This is a genomic window from Actinophytocola xanthii (genome assembly GCF_001921205.1).
In the GTDB taxonomy this organism is placed as follows: domain Bacteria; phylum Actinomycetota; class Actinomycetes; order Mycobacteriales; family Pseudonocardiaceae; genus Actinophytocola; species Actinophytocola xanthii.
Genome location: NZ_MSIE01000018.1, coordinates 13,299 through 29,645, shown reverse-complemented (window position 1 = coordinate 29,645; position 16,347 = coordinate 13,299). Strand labels below are relative to the sequence as shown.

At 65.5% G+C, this 16,347-nt stretch carries 20 protein-coding genes; 14 read left to right on the top strand and 6 right to left on the bottom strand.

The window, feature by feature from the left end:
• Window positions 1–9: 9 nt before the first annotated feature.
• The 4 genes from BU204_RS39085 to BU204_RS11855 form a co-directional block, all read right to left on the bottom strand.
• Window positions 10–261 carry a helix-turn-helix domain-containing protein gene (locus tag BU204_RS39085; protein ID WP_143229465.1) on the bottom strand — a complete coding sequence of 84 codons (252 nt, stop codon included), beginning with the start codon at window positions 259–261 and terminating at the stop codon, window positions 10–12.
• A complete protein-coding gene (locus tag BU204_RS39080; RefSeq protein WP_332888573.1) occupies window positions 258–722 on the bottom strand; it encodes a DUF6879 family protein in 465 nt (154 codons plus the stop codon). Before BU204_RS39080 ends, BU204_RS39085 begins: the two co-directional genes overlap by 4 nt.
• A gap of 52 nt (window positions 723–774) precedes the next feature.
• Window positions 775–987 (bottom strand): hypothetical protein, encoded by a 213-nt coding sequence (locus BU204_RS11860; RefSeq protein ID WP_075125682.1) that lies wholly within the window; start codon window positions 985–987, stop codon window positions 775–777.
• 577 nt (window positions 988–1,564) lie between these two features.
• Entirely contained in the window at window positions 1,565–2,308 is a 744-nt protein-coding gene (locus BU204_RS11855; RefSeq protein ID WP_075125681.1) for a haloacid dehalogenase-like hydrolase, read from the bottom strand.
• 85 nt (window positions 2,309–2,393) lie between these two features.
• Between BU204_RS11855 and BU204_RS11850 the strand changes: the two genes are divergently transcribed.
• The 5 genes from BU204_RS11850 (at window position 2,394) to BU204_RS11835 (ending at window position 9,844) form a co-directional block, all read left to right on the top strand.
• Entirely contained in the window at window positions 2,394–3,629 is a 1,236-nt protein-coding gene (locus BU204_RS11850) for a helix-turn-helix domain-containing protein (protein ID WP_233160075.1), read from the top strand.
• A gap of 185 nt (window positions 3,630–3,814) precedes the next feature.
• The gene (locus BU204_RS11845; RefSeq protein WP_075125679.1) at window positions 3,815–4,087 is read left to right on the top strand and encodes a hypothetical protein; all 273 of its coding nucleotides are present in this window, start codon (window positions 3,815–3,817) and stop codon (window positions 4,085–4,087) included.
• The gene (locus BU204_RS11840; RefSeq protein ID WP_198942845.1) at window positions 4,084–4,764 is read left to right on the top strand and encodes a hypothetical protein; all 681 of its coding nucleotides are present in this window, start codon (window positions 4,084–4,086) and stop codon (window positions 4,762–4,764) included. The genes BU204_RS11845 and BU204_RS11840 overlap by 4 nt, the downstream gene beginning before the upstream one ends.
• A 539-nt stretch (window positions 4,765–5,303) precedes the next feature.
• Window positions 5,304–5,765 (top strand): hypothetical protein, encoded by a 462-nt coding sequence (locus tag BU204_RS39075; RefSeq protein WP_143229463.1) that lies wholly within the window; start codon window positions 5,304–5,306, stop codon window positions 5,763–5,765.
• 1,187 nt (window positions 5,766–6,952) lie between these two features.
• Complete coding sequence (locus BU204_RS11835; protein WP_158073448.1) at window positions 6,953–9,844, top strand: class I SAM-dependent DNA methyltransferase; 2,892 nt, start codon at window positions 6,953–6,955, stop codon at window positions 9,842–9,844.
• Window positions 9,845–10,188: 344 nt separating this feature from the next.
• On the opposite strand, the gene BU204_RS11830 is transcribed toward BU204_RS11835, so the two are convergent.
• Window positions 10,189–10,854, bottom strand: coding sequence for a YdcF family protein (locus BU204_RS11830; RefSeq protein WP_233160067.1), 666 nt, complete (start codon window positions 10,852–10,854; stop codon window positions 10,189–10,191).
• Between the two features lie 12 nt (window positions 10,855–10,866).
• A complete protein-coding gene (locus BU204_RS11825; protein ID WP_075125677.1) occupies window positions 10,867–11,631 on the bottom strand; it encodes a GntR family transcriptional regulator in 765 nt (254 codons plus the stop codon).
• Window positions 11,632–11,773: 142 nt separating this feature from the next.
• Here BU204_RS11825 and BU204_RS11820 point away from each other — a divergent pair, with 142 nt between their 5' ends.
• From BU204_RS11820 to BU204_RS11785, 9 genes are all read left to right on the top strand, one after another.
• On the top strand, window positions 11,774–12,127 hold the full coding sequence (locus tag BU204_RS11820) for a hypothetical protein (RefSeq protein WP_075125676.1): 354 nt from the start codon (window positions 11,774–11,776) through the stop codon (window positions 12,125–12,127).
• Window positions 12,128–12,506: 379 nt separating this feature from the next.
• Complete coding sequence (locus tag BU204_RS40025) at window positions 12,507–12,680, top strand: hypothetical protein (protein WP_158073447.1); 174 nt, start codon at window positions 12,507–12,509, stop codon at window positions 12,678–12,680.
• 4 nt (window positions 12,681–12,684) lie between these two features.
• Window positions 12,685–12,948 (top strand): hypothetical protein, encoded by a 264-nt coding sequence (locus BU204_RS11815; RefSeq protein ID WP_075125675.1) that lies wholly within the window; start codon window positions 12,685–12,687, stop codon window positions 12,946–12,948.
• A 1-nt stretch (window position 12,949) separates the two neighbouring features.
• Window positions 12,950–13,153 carry a hypothetical protein gene (locus BU204_RS11810; RefSeq protein WP_075125674.1) on the top strand — a complete coding sequence of 68 codons (204 nt, stop codon included), beginning with the start codon at window positions 12,950–12,952 and terminating at the stop codon, window positions 13,151–13,153.
• Between the two features lie 82 nt (window positions 13,154–13,235).
• Window positions 13,236–14,612, top strand: a complete 1,377-nt coding sequence (locus BU204_RS11805) for an FtsK/SpoIIIE domain-containing protein (RefSeq protein ID WP_075125673.1) — start codon at window positions 13,236–13,238, stop codon at window positions 14,610–14,612.
• Window position 14,613: 1 nt separating this feature from the next.
• Window positions 14,614–14,841, top strand: coding sequence for a hypothetical protein (locus BU204_RS11800; protein WP_075125672.1), 228 nt, complete (start codon window positions 14,614–14,616; stop codon window positions 14,839–14,841).
• Window positions 14,838–15,056, top strand: a complete 219-nt coding sequence (locus BU204_RS11795) for a hypothetical protein (RefSeq protein ID WP_143229462.1) — start codon at window positions 14,838–14,840, stop codon at window positions 15,054–15,056. The genes BU204_RS11800 and BU204_RS11795 overlap by 4 nt, the downstream gene beginning before the upstream one ends.
• Window positions 15,053–15,733 carry a hypothetical protein gene (locus BU204_RS11790; RefSeq protein WP_143229461.1) on the top strand — a complete coding sequence of 227 codons (681 nt, stop codon included), beginning with the start codon at window positions 15,053–15,055 and terminating at the stop codon, window positions 15,731–15,733. Before BU204_RS11795 ends, BU204_RS11790 begins: the two co-directional genes overlap by 4 nt.
• An 11-nt stretch (window positions 15,734–15,744) precedes the next feature.
• Complete coding sequence (locus tag BU204_RS11785) at window positions 15,745–16,344, top strand: DUF2637 domain-containing protein (RefSeq protein WP_075125669.1); 600 nt, start codon at window positions 15,745–15,747, stop codon at window positions 16,342–16,344.
• The last annotated feature ends 3 nt before the right edge of the window (window positions 16,345–16,347 follow it).

Genomic DNA, 16,347 nt, shown 5'->3' with positions numbered 1-16,347 from the left:
GGCGGCTGGTCAGGGAAGTGAGCGGTCGGGATGCGCGGTTCCCGGAGCTACTCGCGCATCGACTCGAGCTGGTCCTCGCCGCCGACCGCACGCGCAGGCGACGAGGTCGCCGTCGCTGGCCAGCTGCTTGCCGCGCTCGAGTTTGCTCACCTTGGATGCGTCCCAGCCGAGCGCGGCGGCAAGGTCTTTCGCCTGCAGGGCGGCGGCGTTGCGCAGGGCGGCCAGCTCGTCTCCGAGCCGCAGCCGCCGCGTCAAGGTCATGGGGCGTTGGCGGCCCATTCGCGGTACGGGATCGAAGCGTCCCATGCACGAGCTCGTGCAGCGCGGAACGGTGCCACCGCGGCCGGGTCGTCGAGCAGCTCGGCGCCGTGGACGCCGTCCGCACCGAAGTGCATCACGGCCACGCGAGCATCGTCGAACAGCCAGAAGTCCCGTTCCGGTAACCGCAGCTCGCGAGCACGCGCCCCGGGCAACAGACGGATGTCCTCGCCGGCGTCGACCGCCGGCGGGGTGAGCACCTCGAGCTCGTACCGCTGGTAGTCCGACGGCGGCTCGTACAGCACGCGCACCCTGCCAAACTGCCGGCCGGATTCCCGGACGTCGCTGATCCACTCCCACCAGTCGGCCATCCACGTCAGGTCGTCCGGCTCGCCGGCGAGCCAACGTCGGAGCGGCTCGCGCTCCTCCGGCTCGTCGTAGGCGGTTGGATCTCCAGGCGCCAGGCCGAGGCAGTGAACTCCTGGAACAGCTGCTCGAACTCATCGCGCGAAAGCATCACCCCTCCTGTCGCGTCAGAAACTGCAGCACGCTGGGCGACACCTCGACGACATCCTCGTGGTCGGGCAGGCCGTGGCAACGTACCTCGGCTAGCGCCCCCTCGTCGGTGCTCTTGTAGCCCTGGATCAGGTAGGTCCCTCGGTCCCTGGCGAACGCGGCCGGGGAGCCGCTCTTGCCAGAGTCGACGGTACCCAGATGTGTGACTCTCACCAGATGCTCCGTTCGCGCGGATGAGCGGCGGTCCCGAGGTGATCAAACCGATGAAGGTCGCCTCTCGGGACGGCCGATCGGGTAGACCTCAGCACATTGCGCCGTCGGTTGAGCCGTGATGCCGCGGGGAGCTCGACGATTGGCGCGGCGACGGCGGCGTAGTGCAGTGCGTCAATGCGGACCAGCGGCCCCCACTCCCACTGGGCGACAGCAGCCGCGAGGACGCCGACAACGAAGCCGGCGAGGAGGGTTCTTTCTCGGCCGAGGAACTCGACGAGCTGGTCGAGCGACTTCCGGCCAGCGGGGATGGCCGCATGCAGACCAAGGGGAGCGCTCAGCGCGCCCGCCCTCGCTCCGAGCACCCGCGAACGAAAGTGGACGGAAAGTGGACGGGAACGGGTTTTCGTGGTCGTACGGAACGACGAGGAGTCCGCTGACCAGGCAAAGAGTGGGCCGCCTGGGGCTCGAACCCAGAACCTACGGTTTCGTGATCGCTCTCATCGGCCGTCTGTCATCCCCTACTAACATCCCTCGTGACCTGGCAGAACGTGTCCCGGCCACCTCTGGACGGACCCGGTCAGCCGCCGTCATTCGTGGTGGTTTTGTTGGGGTAAAGGTGGGGATGATCTTCCTGGCGAGGCACCTCGAAGGCGAGTGTGGTCAACAGGGACGCTGCCTCGTCGAGGTCCTTGGCCGTGTACGTCGCCCCCGCGTCGCGAAGCTCGTCAAGGCTGGTCTTCCCGGTCGCGATCCCGAGGACGCGCGCTCCCGCCGTCAAGCCGGCCGCTACGTCGTTCGGAGTGTCCCCAACGAGCACCGTCCTGTCATTGCCGAACGGAACCCTGCTGCGCTGGCGGGCGCGCTCCTGGGCGAGGGCCACCAGCATGGCGCGCTCCTGGTGGTCGTCGCCGTACGCCCCGGCGTCGAGGTCAAGGAAGGCGTCGAGTCCGAAGACCTCCAGCTTGATCCGGGCGACTTCCCGCAGGTTGCCTGTCAGCACGGTCTGGAAGATCGCCGGGTTGGCGCCCAAGCTGGTGAGGACGTCATGGGCACCGGGAAGGGCCCGCCCCTGGCCGGCCAGCTCGGCACGAGCGTCCTCGTACCCCTGGATGAGCGCTGTCGCCAGTCGGTCGACCGCGGCGGACGTGGGTTCCACACCGTTGATCCGCAACGTCTCACGGATGATGTCCAGCTCGGTCCGGCCGGAGATCTTGGCCAGCTCCGCGAGCGGACGTCCGGTGGCCGCTGGGAAGGCGAGCCGGTAGATGGCAAGTCCGACGCCGCGCGTCTCGATCAGGGTGTGGTCGACGTCCCACAGCACGAGGAGGCGGGGCCGTGCCGGAGCGCTGGGTGACACCCCCAGAGTGTGCCATCGTTCCTGATTCGTAGTCGCGTGCGTACTATCGGTGCTGGTCAAGAGGTCTGGGGAGATCGATATGAGCCACGAGCTGGCGGCCGCCTTCGGCGAACGAGTCCGCCTCGCCCGCCAGGCCATCCGCAAGTCGCAGACGGTGGTCGCCGGCCTGGCCGGCATCACCGCTGACTACCTCTACCAAATCGAACGGGGAAAGAAGCTCCCAGCACTGCCAGTCGTGGTGCAGCTGGCTCACGTGCTGGGGGTGTCGGTGTCCGACCTGCTGGGCGAGACAACCCCGACCAGGACCACGCCTCCGCTGGAATCCGGCGAGTCCATCCATCGCGCTCTGACACACCCGTCCACGACGGAGAACTCGGATGTTGACGTCGCCGGGCTCCGCGACCAGGTCCACGCCGCGTGGCACACCTGGCAGACCTCGGCACAGCGCTACAGCCGGCTGGCCGATCAGCTTCCGCCCCTCATCACCTCCGCTGAGCAGCTGCGCAAGCTGCGCAGCGCCGACCACGCGACCGGCGAGCAGGCAGCCCAAGCCTGTGCCGTCGACCTGTACGGCCTGGTGCGCACCTTCGCCAAACGAGTCGGCCGAGTCGACCTCGCCCTACTCGCCGCCGAACGGGGCATCACCGCGGCAGAAACCGCCAACGACCCCGTCCGGCTGGCATCAGCGCGATGGAACCTGGCCCACGTGCTGCTCGCCCAGTACCAACCCGAAGGCGCCGAAGCCGTTGCCCTCCACGCGGCAGAAGCCGTCGAGCGGCACGTCACCGAAGACCTGGACGCACTCGCACTCCTCGGTGCCCTGCGCCTGCTGGCCGCCGTCGCCAGCATGCGCCTCGGAAACATGTGGACCGCCCATGACCGGATCCGCTCAGTCGTCCCGATCGCCGAACGGACTGGCGAGCGCAACGTCTGCTGGACCGCGTTCGGCCCGACCAACGTCGCAATGTACGCCGTGAACGTCGAGGTTGAAGCTGGCAACGCCACCGAAGGCCTACGCCTCGCCGAACGCATCCAACCCGAACCGACGTTGTCCATCGAGCGACGAGTGGCGTTCCGCCTGGATCAGGCAAAGGGCTACAACCAGCGCCAGGACTACGCCGGCGCACTCGTCATGCTCCAGGCCGCCAGCACCGAGGCCCCCGAAGACCTCAAGTACCGCCCCGCAGCCCGAACGGCCTTGAACACCGTCGTGCAACGCGCCCGCGGTGACATCGCCCGCCGGGCCGCCCACCTCGCGACGCGGCTCGGCGCACCAGTCGCCTAACCCGGACTACTGGTCATCCCGGACTGACAGTCAGGGCTGAGGGCCCACCTGCTTCCTAGCGTTGAAGCCATGGCACCCGGCGCCGGGAGGGAGTGCGCAACCGACGCCGATCGTCCGTTGTCATCCCCGGCCACCCCGGCGCCGGGTGCCTCCACGACCAACCCGCGTCCCGCCCTGGGGAGAAGATGAACGACGTACCGCCACCCGATGAGACAGCCCACCTCGACGGCCTGTTCATGCACGAGGTGACAGAGGTAAACACCCAGCTAGCCCGATACGTAATCGGCCACCTCGACGCCGACGCCGGCCGCCGAACACCGATGAGCACCTCCGAGGAACGAGCCTTGGCGTCCCGCCTCACCGAAGTAGCCGAAGCGATGAACGCCCGCGCCGACCTACGAGACGAACACGGCACCACCCAGCTCCTATCCGCCGAAACCACCGACCAGCCCTCGTGACCGCCAGCCCACAGACGGCCAACGACGCGAGCGCAACGCCTCCCATCGCCCCGGCCCCCGAAGATCCCGCCCCCGACAACCGAGTCATCGCGCCCTACATCACCGCATGGACCACAGAGACAGAGCCGCCCTCCACACTGGTGGAACGCCCCGGCGTCGGCATCGCCTACACCGACGAGCTGCTGACCGACCGAGACGACAAGGGCGTCCTCTGGTTCCGAGTACCCTCCCACCCCCGCCAGGGCCGCCCCGACTTCGGTCGCGTCCATCCCATGCGCCAACGCCGCGCCATGCGCCGCCTCCTATGCCAGGTCTGCGCCGCACCAGCCGATGTGAACGACGACGGCGTCCTATGGCTACTCAAAGACGAAAGCGACCAGTGGCCGTCCTGGCCGGAAAAGATGGCTGTGACCGAGCCCCCAGTTTGCGTCCGCTGTGTTGATGTCGCAACCCGCCTCTGTCCAGCACTACGACAAGGCGCGGTCGCACTCCGGGTCCGGAATTATCCTATCGCTGGTGTACGAGCGGTGGTCTACCGGAACTGGGGCAAAACCCTTATGCCCGTCGAGGATACAGTCATCCGCTACGACGATCCGTCCATCCGCTGGGCACGCGCTATGAACCTTGTGCGCCAGTTTCACGACTGCACCGTCATCCCTTTGGAAGATTTGCTGTGAAGCGCAACTCAAGCCTGGATCGACGCGTTACTTCTGTCAGGTTCTATTGAAGGATCGACTACAGAGCCTTCTGATCTAGGGCCGGAGCCCAGCGTCCTCCGTGGTTACCTGCGGAAACATGCCTTCATCTGAGCGAACAGGATTCCGCGTCGCCGGTCTGTGGTTGGCGCCTGCGGTCGTCTGCCGTCGATAGTTGGCAATAGATCGGCAACACTGCGCTTCGCCTACACCTCCCTCACCCCGACACAAGCCATCCTGAGCAGGGTTGCCACGGTGTCAAGGATGACGTAGTCACCGCGTAGCGGCGCGCAGCGTCCTTGATGCCGTGGTGGCCCTGTTCGACGATCAGGCGTAGGGGTGAGCCTCACCCTGGCCCCCTGTTCGAGCGCCATCCTTGGCCCGGCGCACACCGCGACGAGACGTCCAGCATCGGAGACTCACCGTGCCTGTCATCAATTGGAGCGCGCGCGATAACATGTCGCCGTCGACAGCGATGAAGATCCTGACAGCCATGGCGACCTCAAGCAGCGGAGCGGCGCATGTCAGATGACGACGACAAGGGAGATTCCGAGCTACTCCACGTGGTCGATCTCAGCCACGAGGAGCCCAGTTCGAGAGCGGCAATTACATTCTCGCTAGAACGCGAGGTGGCAATCGCCGCAAGACATAGAGCAAAGACAAGAGATCTTACCGCATTTCCTTCCCTCGCGGCGCTACTCCTTAATATAGCCGCCCTGACAATAGCAGCCAGTGCCATAGTCGAGCAAGCGGGCGTTTGGATCGCACTTATAACAGCCACGACCGTCTCGATGGTACTGGCACTTGTATTCCTTGAGCGCACAATCCGACGCCATAAACGTGACATATCGACTGCAGACCGATCCGATCTCCGTTGGATCGAAGATCACGAGCTACGGGCTATGATTCGTTCACTGGCGACCCAGCAAGCCCTGTTTCACAACTTGATCTCAGAAAATCAGAGGACGAGGAAACGTGGCTGACCCACAGGATTCATCACCAGCGACGTGGGAACCCTCTGGGCAGGCAACCCAAGTCCCTGCGAACCTAGTGGCGGCTGCTCAAAGCATAAATCAAGAACTGGTACGCCGGCCCAAAGAACGAATGTCTCTCAGCCCGCAAGCGAGGGAACAGCTTGAGTTGCTTCACGGCGAATACCTTGGCAACCTCGGACAGCTTGCCATATCGATCGCCCGAAATCACAACCTGTCGACGGTTGATCGTAATCACGTGAATGAAGCCAACGCTCGACTAGTTTCTGGCTCTGACAGAACTAGCGTTACCGAAGCGGTGACAAACACACTTGGCGGCCTCACTGGCGGTGGCGCACTAGCCTCCGCCTACTCTCTGGCCTTCACACCCGGCCCTCATAGCGCGGCAGAAGGTTACGTAGCCGCAGGGCTAGGAATTGTGAGCGCGATATTTTTGACTATTCACTTCGCACGCCTGAAATTTAGGAAGTAGTCAAGGGTAGTGGCGTATCCCTCCACGCCAGGGAGCGGACTTCCCTGCCATCCCGTCGATCTGGCGTAGCCCGATCGCGCCGGGTCGAAGGAGCACCCACCTCGCGGCCTGCCCCCTTGACGCGATGCGATAGCCCTTGAGGGGTCCACGGAATGGCAGGACGTCCCCCGACGAACCGCAACAGGACCGCAGCTTCGCCATCCTGCTGGCCTGCCCGTCCGGCGAGGACACGTCTTCTCTCTAGTTCCGCGCGGGCCTACTCCCCCTGGCCCGCCTCCGGCCGACCAGCGCGCGCTGGGACCGGCGGCAGCCGCACGCCCAGCGCGCAGTGCCGCGTCGGCCATAGGCACAGCGGGCCAGCGGGCGCCAAAGGCGCCCGCCTTGAACAAGTAGAGAAAGTCTGAACACGTAAGCATGACGAAGACAGCCGTGTTCATCCATGTACGCGTAGGCCGCTCCCAGGCCGGCGCTTCAGGGGGCGGACAGCGGCGACGTTGTTCGCAATGCCACCATCCTGCTGTCCTGGCTTACCATGAGCACATTAGTCTTCGCTGGTCGTGCTCGACGACATCATGGACAACATGACTTTGGATGGACCGTGACCGAGAAGGGCTGTAGGCTCCCTGAGACGTGCACTTGCCCCGCCTGCGGGACAGGTCGGTGGGGTTCGCCGTCGAACCGTGTGCAGGTGGATAGTCTCCAGTACGTGACGAACGACGGTTTCTCGCGCACTCTCACCGCCCGGCTTTTCGACGCCTTCTGGGCAGCAGGGATCTCCAATCCTGTGGAGACCGTGGAACAAATCTCCCACCTCTTGTATCTCCGCGAACTGGACCGCCTGCAAGAACACTGGGACCAGCGGGTCGCGCCGTCGGAGATGCCTGAGGGAGGATCGATCTTTGCCCAAGGCGACCAGCACCTTCGCTGGTCTCATTTCCTCCGCCTGACGCCTCAACGCATGTACACGTCGATGGCCGACGAGGTGTTCCCATGGCTACGCAGTCACACGATCGCTGGAGTAGTGTATTCGCAACACGTCAAGGACGCTCGTTTTACAATCCCGACCCCCGGCCTACTGGCCAAAACTGTCAGCCTGCTCGAAGAGAGTTTCTCGGCCGGCGACGCGGCCGATCTATATGAGCATCTGCTTGCCAAGGCGCTCACGGCAGGTGCCATGGGTCAATTCCTTACCCCTCGCCATCTGGCGGCTCTGATGGTGGCTATGGCTGAGCCTGGACCCGATGACGAGGTGTGCGATCCGACATGTGGCATGGGCGGTTTGCTGAGCGCTGCGGCTCAGTTCGTGGACCGGTCTGACCCAAACACCTCGCAGCGAAGCGCTTTGGAAGTGAGCAGCAGGCTGCATGGCTTCGACTTCGACAGGACCATGTTGCGGTTGAGCAGCATGCGGTTGATGCTTCAGGGCCGCGAAGGTGCCGATCTGCGGCACCGAGACAATCTCGTGAATAGGCCTGGAGGGGACGACGAGCGATACTCGGTCGTTCTGGCCGATCCGCCGTTCGGCGGTAACATCGATTACAAGGCCGTGGCGCCCGAGTTGCTGGAACTGGTCCAAACGAGGAATTCCGACCTTCTTCACCTTGCTGCGATCTTGCGGCTGTTGAAGCGAGGGGGACGTGCGGCCGTGATTGTCCCCGCCGGGCTGCTGTTCGGCACGAGTGCTGCTCACGTTGAATTACGTCGGATGCTTGTCGACGAGCATGGACTGGAGGCTGTGGTCAAGCTTCCTAACGGTGCTTTCAAGCCGTACTCGGGAGTGTCAGGTGCGATCCTATTCTTTATCAAGGATGCAGGACAGGCAGACAGCGTGTGGTTCTACGAACTCAAGGCAGACGGATGGAGCTTGGCCAACCGGCGAGCACCTCTACTGGCAGAGAACAAGCTCGGGCTGTCGCGTGACAGCACGCTCGATGCTGGCGATCACGCGCGCAACAACCTCCCAGATCTCCTGCGGCGTTGGCGGCTGCGACACAGCAACGAGCGTGGGCGCGCTCGGACCGATCAAAGCTTCTGCGTGATCAGAGCGGAGATCGCCGCGGAGAATTACAATTTGACGCTAGAGCATTTCCGCCAGACCCATGAGTTGCGGCAGGTGGCTCAGGAAGGTATTCGACTCGGAGACTTCGCTGAGACTTTCTCCGGGGCAGTGCGCAGTTCCGACCTGGACAAGGAGCCGAACTCGACTGATACGGATGAACGAAGGCGAGTTCTGACACCGACCTTGTTGACCAGCACGCTGCCGGACGTGGCTGAACTTCCCGTACGTGCAGACGCGCGTGATCCTCGGCACCGGTTGCGACAGGGCGACATCGTCGGGCGAGATCTTGCCGGAGCGCGTCACTGGACGCCTATCCCAAGCCAGTACGACGGTGTACAGCCTGGCCAGGGCCTGATTATCATCAGGATTATCCAGGAGGTTCTTCCCCTCGAATACTTGATCGCATACCTGTCCAGCCCGCTGGCTGAACAGCAGTTTCCTAAGTATGGAACTATCCCGCGCATCAAGGCGCGGGAGATGGCTGACATTTGGATCCCCAAGTGCGACGGCGACCCATCAGAGATCCGCGCCTCTCTTGCCAGGCTCGAGGAAGGGGAACGGGAAGCCGCGCACATTCAGGACGAACTCCGCCGGGCTCGGACCCGAATCTTTGAAAGTGGGTCGGGATCAGCGCGGCGAATTCGTTTGGATGATGCCGCCGCGATTAGTTCCTTGACAGCGCAGAACCTGCGTCGGCATAACGATCCTTACATGCTGTTCCAGGAGTCATACCCCTACGCGGTCGCCCGCGCAGTACGCAAGTTCCGGCACTCTCTCTCCCTGGCCGAGAAGCACGAGGCGGCGATCCAATGTACCGAGGCTTTGATCCTCTCTTTGGGCATCATGGCGCTTGCTGTGGCCGCCGACCGAGGTCGTCAGGATCTGCCACCCATCGTGCAGTGGAGTCAGTCCGTTGAGCAGGGCGGCGTCTCCCTCGGACACTGGCTGGCGGTGGTCAAAGCAGTGGCTGAGGATGCCCGGCAGCACGGTGAACCTGCTGTCGGCCTCGTCGAGGCGACCGCCCGCAAGAAGGGCGGCACGGGCCTGATCGCCGATCTCGAGCAACTGGTTAAGCTGCGCAACAAAATTCGGCACGGCGCGGGCCCTCGGACACGGGCAGAGCTGGAAAAGAGCCTTGGGCGCGTTGAAACGCCGATGCTCAGCAGCCTGTCAGGATGCGCCTTCCTCGCCCGTACCCGGTGGGTTCATACAGAGCGCCTCCAATGGCTACCCACCTCCGGAAGGTTTCGAGTTTCGGGTCTGGCCCTGATGGGCGATCACCCTGACTTCGAAATGTTTACCTTCGACACCTCGCGTCCTTTGGCAAACGACCATCTTTACCTCATCACTCAACACGACATGCCCCTCCCGCTGTCACCGTTCTGTCTTCTGAGCGACTGCCCCACGTGCCTGGCACCAGAGCTTTACTATCCTGACCGCATGACGAGGTCCACGGCCCTCCTAAAGAGTCTTGACCGGGGCCACGAGCTGGAGAGCGAATTTGTTTTTACGACGCTGCAAGAATGGGGACGATCGTAACGTCATGCCTGGTGCACGTGTGATTCTAGTCCAACTACCAAAGGATTAGAGGAGTTTCAAATGCGGTCGAACGTCCTCCACCACTCGGACATTGGGATGCGACCCAAATAGTTGATGATATGACCAGTCAGGCATATGGTCTACGGTTGAGCGCCTGCCGAGCTGCTCGATTGATGACCGGTGGGTGATGTGAGCTCCTAGCATGCTGAATAGCGCTGTCGGAACTCATCCGATCGCGCGCGCAGCGGCGGCCGGGTGCCTGGTTTCGGCATGAGAGTGCGACGGATGCGGTCTGCGCTAAACGTTTCTGATTGCCCGGCCGTGGCGGTAGGTCCGAACGCGCGCTATGCAGCTTCCGGTATGAGATGGGAGCTGTAACCGGCACTAACGAGACGATCGTAGGCGGTTTGCACGTCGGCGGGGATGTCTTGGGGGATGGCGTAGCCGTTCTCCGCATAAAGGCGGATACGCTGGGTGTCGCCGACCATGACGTTGATCATGCGGGGGATGTCGCCGATGCTGGCGGCGTAGTCGTCGAGGGTGATGCGTTGGGAGGTGCAGGTGACGTCTACTTCGGGCCAGAGTTTGCGGCAGGTGGCGTAGGCGCGGCGCTCTTGGTAGGGCCGGGAGATGAGGGTGATGGACGCTGGGGTGATGCCCTCGGCGGCCAGGAGGTCGCGGGTGAGGAGGAGGTTCTCCCCGGTGTTGCGGGCTTGGGGTTCGACCTTGATGGCCTCGTCGGGGACGCCCAGCTCTAGTGCGCGTTCGCGGTAGTGGACGGCTTCGCCGCGGGGGAAGCGGTCGATGGTGGTGGGGGCGTTGGCGCCGGTGAAGACGATGAGGGGGAACAGGCCGCGGTGGTAGAGCTCGGCGGTGTAGTCGGCTACGCCGATGTCGTGGCTGCCTAGGCCGATGCCGACATCCGTGGGCTTGAGCTTGTGGTTGAGGCGGTGGTAGTTCCACAGGGTCTCGACGTCGGCACGGACTTCGGCCGGGATGGTGTCGGGCACGGTCGTCCTCTCTCAGTCGGGGAGTTTGAAGCTGTAGGACCACGAGAAGCGGCTGGCGGCGTGGATGCCTCGGGCGAACTCCACCGCCACGTCGTTGGCGGTGTATGTGGTGCGGTGGAGGACCATCACGGGCTCACCGGCGGGTAGTTCGAGTTCGGCCAGTTCCTCGGGGGTGGGCATGCGGGCGTGGAAGGTTTCGGTCATGTGGTCTGGCTCGTAGCCCTGCATCGTGAGGACGGCGAAACCGCCACCGGGGGTGGCTGGGCCGGGTGTCGGGTCGACCAACGGGGTGCCTTCCACGTGTTCGGGGAGGTAGTAGCTGGTGAGCGTGTGGGTCGGCGTGCCGGCGTCCTTGACCAGGCGGGCGCGCTCGTAGACCGGTGCTCCGATCTCGACACCGAGGGCCTCGGCTGTGTGGGCGTCGGCCTCGGTGCGCTGGACCTTGTTGGTCTGGTCGGTGGGCTTCCAGTCGCGGCCGGACTGCTCGCGGTCGGCGGCGAAGGCGACCAGGCCGAACTTCCATTTGCTCTTGGCGTAGCGCTGGACGCCGAGGCGCCTCATCGGGGGGCGGTCGCGGACGACGGTGCCTTTGCGGCGGACCGGGGTGACCAGGCCTTCGGCTTCGAGGACGCCCACCGCCTTGCGGACGGTGTTGACGTTGACGCCGTGTTCCTCAGCGATCTCGTCTTGTTTGGGCAGCGTGCTGCCGGCCGGGTAGGTCCCGGCCTGGATGGCGTCGCGTAGTGCTGACGCCAGCTCGCGGTAGCCGATGCCCATGGGTCGCCTCCTCAGGTTGCGGATAACTCTATCTCTACTGCGCAACCCGGCTTCCGCAGCCTTATAGAGCTAGTTCTATTGACAGCTGTCGAGCGATGCTGTTCTATAGAGATAGTTCTAATCTACCTGCTTGGAGGCAGCGATGTTGCGGAACATCCCGGTGGAGCTGTCCGGTCACAAGGTGCTCGTGACCGAGGCTCCGACCGTGAAGATGCGGGACGGGCGCAACGGTGAGCCCGAGGTCGTCACGGACTACAGCGGGGCCACCCAGTACGTGGTTGTGCTGTTCGTGAAGCCGCGTCCCAACGACCAGGGCCGTGCCGGTAAGGGTGCGGAGATCAAGTGCACGCTGGAGACCGATCCGGGCGCGGAGGTGTCCGAGGGTGACCTGGTGGAGCTGATCAACCCTCGGGTGTCGCACTGGGAGAACGAGATCGACGGTCGGCAGATGTCGGGCCTCGCGTGGCGTGCGACGGGTATCAAGCCGGTCGCCTGAGTCGTAGCGGCTGACTCTGTCGCCGCTTGAGTTTCTAAGCCGGTTGTCGGCTGCTTGTTCCTTGATAACTCCATAGTGGGCCGATCTATGCCTTCTTCCGGTGCTGAAACAGGTGTCGGAAGAGGATGTGTTTCGTTTGTTCCCGCGCGTCTTGATTCGGGCGCGCGGGGGCATTCGTGGCGTTTCCTCGACTCAGTGGAGGTGGACGGATCGTGTCGAGACGGGTGCGGCCGGCGGTGTTGCGAGCGCGGATCGTGGCGCGGCTGGATCGCGAGTATGCGCAGGTGGAGATAACAAGAGTTGAGCCGGTGGGGTGGCGGCAGGGCTACCTCGCGGGTCTGCGGGTGGCGCGAGTGATCGTTCGAGAGGGTGGTCGGTGATGCGGGAAATTCAGCAGATCATCGAGGTTGCTAATGCGGCTTACCGGGAGTTCGTCGCGACAGAGCCGGATCGTGAGGTGCGGGACTTGGTGAGTAACGCGGTGAAGTTCCTGACGGTGGATTTGACGACTGCCGGGGAGTTCGCTTCGACGCTTTCGCGGAAGGCGGCGTAGCGCGATGCAGATCGAGGCATTGAACCGGCGTGCCCGGGAGCGGTACGGGACGTTCGTGGGCGCGATGGACATGGTCCTGCACGCCCTGGACGAGACCAACGCACTGATCAACCAGGTACAGCGCAAGCCGGCCGGGCCGGGCTGGACGGTGGCGACGAAGGAGGAGCTGCGCGGGATGCGGCGGGCCGCGTTCGAGGAGCTGGAGCGGCTGCGGCGCAAGAGCAAGAAGTACGAGGCGGAGCTGATCTCCCGCGAATGGAGGCTCTGAGGTGGCGCACCAGCTGGACCGGACGTTGGAGGACCTCGACAAGGCGATGGCCCAGCTGCGGCAGGCGATCAGGGAGGTCCCGGCTCGGCGGCGGGCGTTCAAGGCGAACCACGACCGGATGGCGCGGCGGGTCGCGGAGTTGACGGTGGCGTTGTCGGACTCGCGGTCGGTGATCGCGTCGGAGGGCAAGCGCCGGAAGCGGTAGGACACAGGAGCAGCGGTCGGCCCCGATCACCCACAGGTGGTGGTCGGGGCCTTCTGCTGCCTCGAGCACGTGAGGTGACGAGATGGGCAAGACCAGCAGGGCGGGCGGTGAGTCGCGGCGCCGGCCGGGTGCGGAGTGGCGTGCGGCGGCCTGGGCGGTACGACATCCGGGCAGCCTCGCGGTGCCGGGAGCGATCGGGGTCGGGACCGCCGAACTGGGGCCGGCTGCGGTCGGGACGGGAGCTGGCACGGCGGCGGTGGTGCTGGGTGCCTGGTACCGGGCTCACCCCGACACGTTCGACCGGTGGGTGGCTCCGCAGCTGCGGTCCTGGCGGCGCCGATGGTGGACCTACATGGGTGCGCGGTGGCGGCGGGCCATGGAGGACTGCGAGCTGTTCACCACCCACCGCAAGACCGGAGTGGACCGGTTCCCGCGGGTGCTGAAGGTGCGGGCGCACTCGCCGACCGTGGACACGGTGTGGGTGCAGCTGGCGCGCGGTCAGTCGATGCGGTCGTTCACCGACCGCGTGGAGGAGCTGTGCGCGGCGCTCAACGTCGAGCGGGTCGGCGTCGAGAAGGTCAAGCCGCGGGTGATCGGGCTGATCGTCCAGCACTCCGAACCGTTCACCGAGATCATCGACGCCCCGGAGATGCCGGCCGACTCCGACGCCGTCGACCTCGGATCGATCTACTTGGGTGACGACGAGTACGGCGGGGAGTGGCGCGAGTCGCTGACCGGCAACCACTGGTTTGTCGCCGGGGCGACCGGCGCGGGGAAGAACTCGATCGGGTGGTCGCTGCTGCGGACGCTCGCGCCGATGCTGCGCGACGGGCTGGTGCGGCTGTGGGTGTGCGACCCGAAGCAGATGGAGTTCGCCAAGCTCGCGCCGATCGCTCACCGCTACGCCGCGACCGGTGAGGACTGCGCCGACCTGATCGCCGACTACGTCACCGACCTGGGCGAGGGGCAACGGCGGCTCGCCGGGCGCGGTAAGCGGAAGCTTTCGGTCAGTGCGGAGAACCCGATCAACCTGCTGATCGCCGACGAGCTGGGCGCGCTGCTCGCGTACGGCGACCACGCCCGGGAGAACCGACGCAACCTCGCTCTCGTCGGCTCTCAGGGCCGCTCGTCGGGTCATCACATGGTCGGGTTCGTTCAGGAGCCCACCAAGGACACCGTGCCCGTTCGGGACCTGTTCACCGTCCGCGTCTGCCTGCGTCTCACCGCGGCCGGTCAGGTCGACGGCGTGCTCGGCGAGGACGCCCGACTGCGCGGCGCGCTCGCCGACGAGATCCCCAACGTCCCCGAAACCGCGGGCATCGGCTACGTCGTGCGCCCCCGGACCCGTACCCCGGTCCGCGTTCGCGCCGCCTACGTCGACGACCGCGAGATCGACCAGCTCGTCACCTTCGTCCGCGCCGGCAACCCCGGCCGGACCAACCTGGAAGTGGTGGCCTGACATGCACACCGAACGAACCCTCGTCACCCGCGCCCTGCTCGCCTTCTGCGTCCTCGGGGCAGTGAGCGCGGCCATCCCCCTCGTCGCGCTGTTGCTGCTCGTGCTGCTGGTCCTCGCCGGACTCGGCGGGATCAGATGGCTGATCTGGGCCTGGCACACCACCCGATTCGAAACACCCGAACCAGTCCACCGCGTCCCGGCGCCAGCGGTACGGCGGGAGGTCGCGTGATGTGGTCGACCACCGCATGGGTCCTGCGGACCTGGCTCAAGGTCACGCTCATCCTGGCCGCGCTCGTCGGCCTCGCGGCACTGGTCTGGAGTCCCGGAACACACCCCTTCACCCTCGCCGTGATCGCCGCGATCCTGCTCGACCTCCTAGCCGTGCGTGGGCTGCTGCGCGAGTGGGCGTTCGACGCTCGGGGCCACTGGTGGTGGTTCTGGTGAGCCGCGACCAGCTCGACCTCTTCGGCGCCGCACCCCGGCCGGCGTCGGGCACCTCCACTCGGCAGTCTCCACCCGCTCGCGCTCGTCGAGCACGCTCGTCGGGGCGGCCAGAGGTTGCGGCGGATGTCCTCGCCGAGGTGCACCAGGGCCGCTACGGGATGCTCGACGACAGCGACCGGTACGTGGTGTTCGAGGACGACACCCGCGTCCGGCTCGCCGCGGACGACAACGTGTTGGCCTCGCTCACGGCCGGCGACTACATCGAACGGCGACCCGTCCGGGACACCGTGACCTGCCGACACGGCGCGGTCCGTCGCCCAGTGACACCGCTACGGCTGACCAGACGCGGACACGCCCTGCTCAACCGCTGGCAGGCGCTGACCCCAGCCAAACCCATGAAGATCACCGGCGGCGAGACGACCATGCACGGAACCAGCGGCCACACCGCTCACGCCGTCGACAAGCACAAGCCGTACGGGCGGTGGCGGGTCTCCTGGCTGCCGGGTCGCACCGTCTCCCACAACCAGGCCACCACCGCGCTCGTGCTCGCCGAACACGTCGCGGCCGGCGCCACCGGACCCGGCCACCGCCACTGGGCGCACGTCACGAGCTGGGCCGGCGAGCTGGACCTCACCCCGGCCGAAGCGGTCGCCGCGGTGCGACGCGCCATCACCTGACTGGAGGGACCATGCGTGCTCGGTTCGCCGACACGATCCGGATCGGCGTCGCGGTCGTGCTCGGCGGGATCGGCGCGGCGGCCGGCTTCACCCACACCCACGACTGGGCCGCGAACCACGGCCAAACCGGCTGGCTCGCCTGGGCCACAGCGGTCGTGATCGAGGGCATCGCGATCGTCGCCGGTATCGAGATCCACCACGACCGCTCCGCCGGCCGACCGTTCACCTTCCCCATGCTGGTGCTCGTCTTCGGCGTCCTGGTCCAGATGACGGCCCAAGTCGCCGAGGCCGAACGCTCCCCGGCGGGCTGGCTGGTCGCCGCCATGCCAGCACTCGGCTTCCTGGCGGTCGTCAAGCTCCTCATGCGACGGATGCCCCACACGTCCACACCAGACACTCCCGCTCAGCCAACCCCGCCCGCGCTCCCACCGGCTGAGCCAACACCGGCGCGCGTCAAGCTCCCAGCGGACATCACCGCACGCATCGACGCCGCGATCACGACAACACGAGCGGACGGCCGAGAACCGTCCCCCGAGGACATCCAACGTCTCGCCCGTGTGCCGGCCGACCTCGCCCGGCGAGTCCTCGAAACAACAGACACAAGGAGGTGATGC

Coding starts and splice junctions, on each gene's coding strand:
- BU204_RS11800 (WP_075125672.1), top strand. CDS start 14,614: ATGCACACCGAACGAACCCTCGTCACCCGCGCCCTGCTCGCCTTCTGC.
- BU204_RS11825 (WP_075125677.1), bottom strand. CDS start 11,631: ATGGGCATCGGCTACCGCGAGCTGGCGTCAGCACTACGCGACGCCATC.
- BU204_RS11805 (WP_075125673.1), top strand. CDS start 13,236: ATGGGCAAGACCAGCAGGGCGGGCGGTGAGTCGCGGCGCCGGCCGGGT.
- BU204_RS11815 (WP_075125675.1), top strand. CDS start 12,685: ATGCAGATCGAGGCATTGAACCGGCGTGCCCGGGAGCGGTACGGGACG.
- BU204_RS11785 (WP_075125669.1), top strand. CDS start 15,745: ATGCGTGCTCGGTTCGCCGACACGATCCGGATCGGCGTCGCGGTCGTG.
- BU204_RS11845 (WP_075125679.1), top strand. CDS start 3,815: ATGAACGACGTACCGCCACCCGATGAGACAGCCCACCTCGACGGCCTG.
- BU204_RS40025 (WP_158073447.1), top strand. CDS start 12,507: ATGCGGGAAATTCAGCAGATCATCGAGGTTGCTAATGCGGCTTACCGG.
- BU204_RS11820 (WP_075125676.1), top strand. CDS start 11,774: ATGTTGCGGAACATCCCGGTGGAGCTGTCCGGTCACAAGGTGCTCGTG.
- BU204_RS39085 (WP_143229465.1), bottom strand. CDS start 261: ATGACCTTGACGCGGCGGCTGCGGCTCGGAGACGAGCTGGCCGCCCTG.
- BU204_RS39075 (WP_143229463.1), top strand. CDS start 5,304: ATGTCAGATGACGACGACAAGGGAGATTCCGAGCTACTCCACGTGGTC.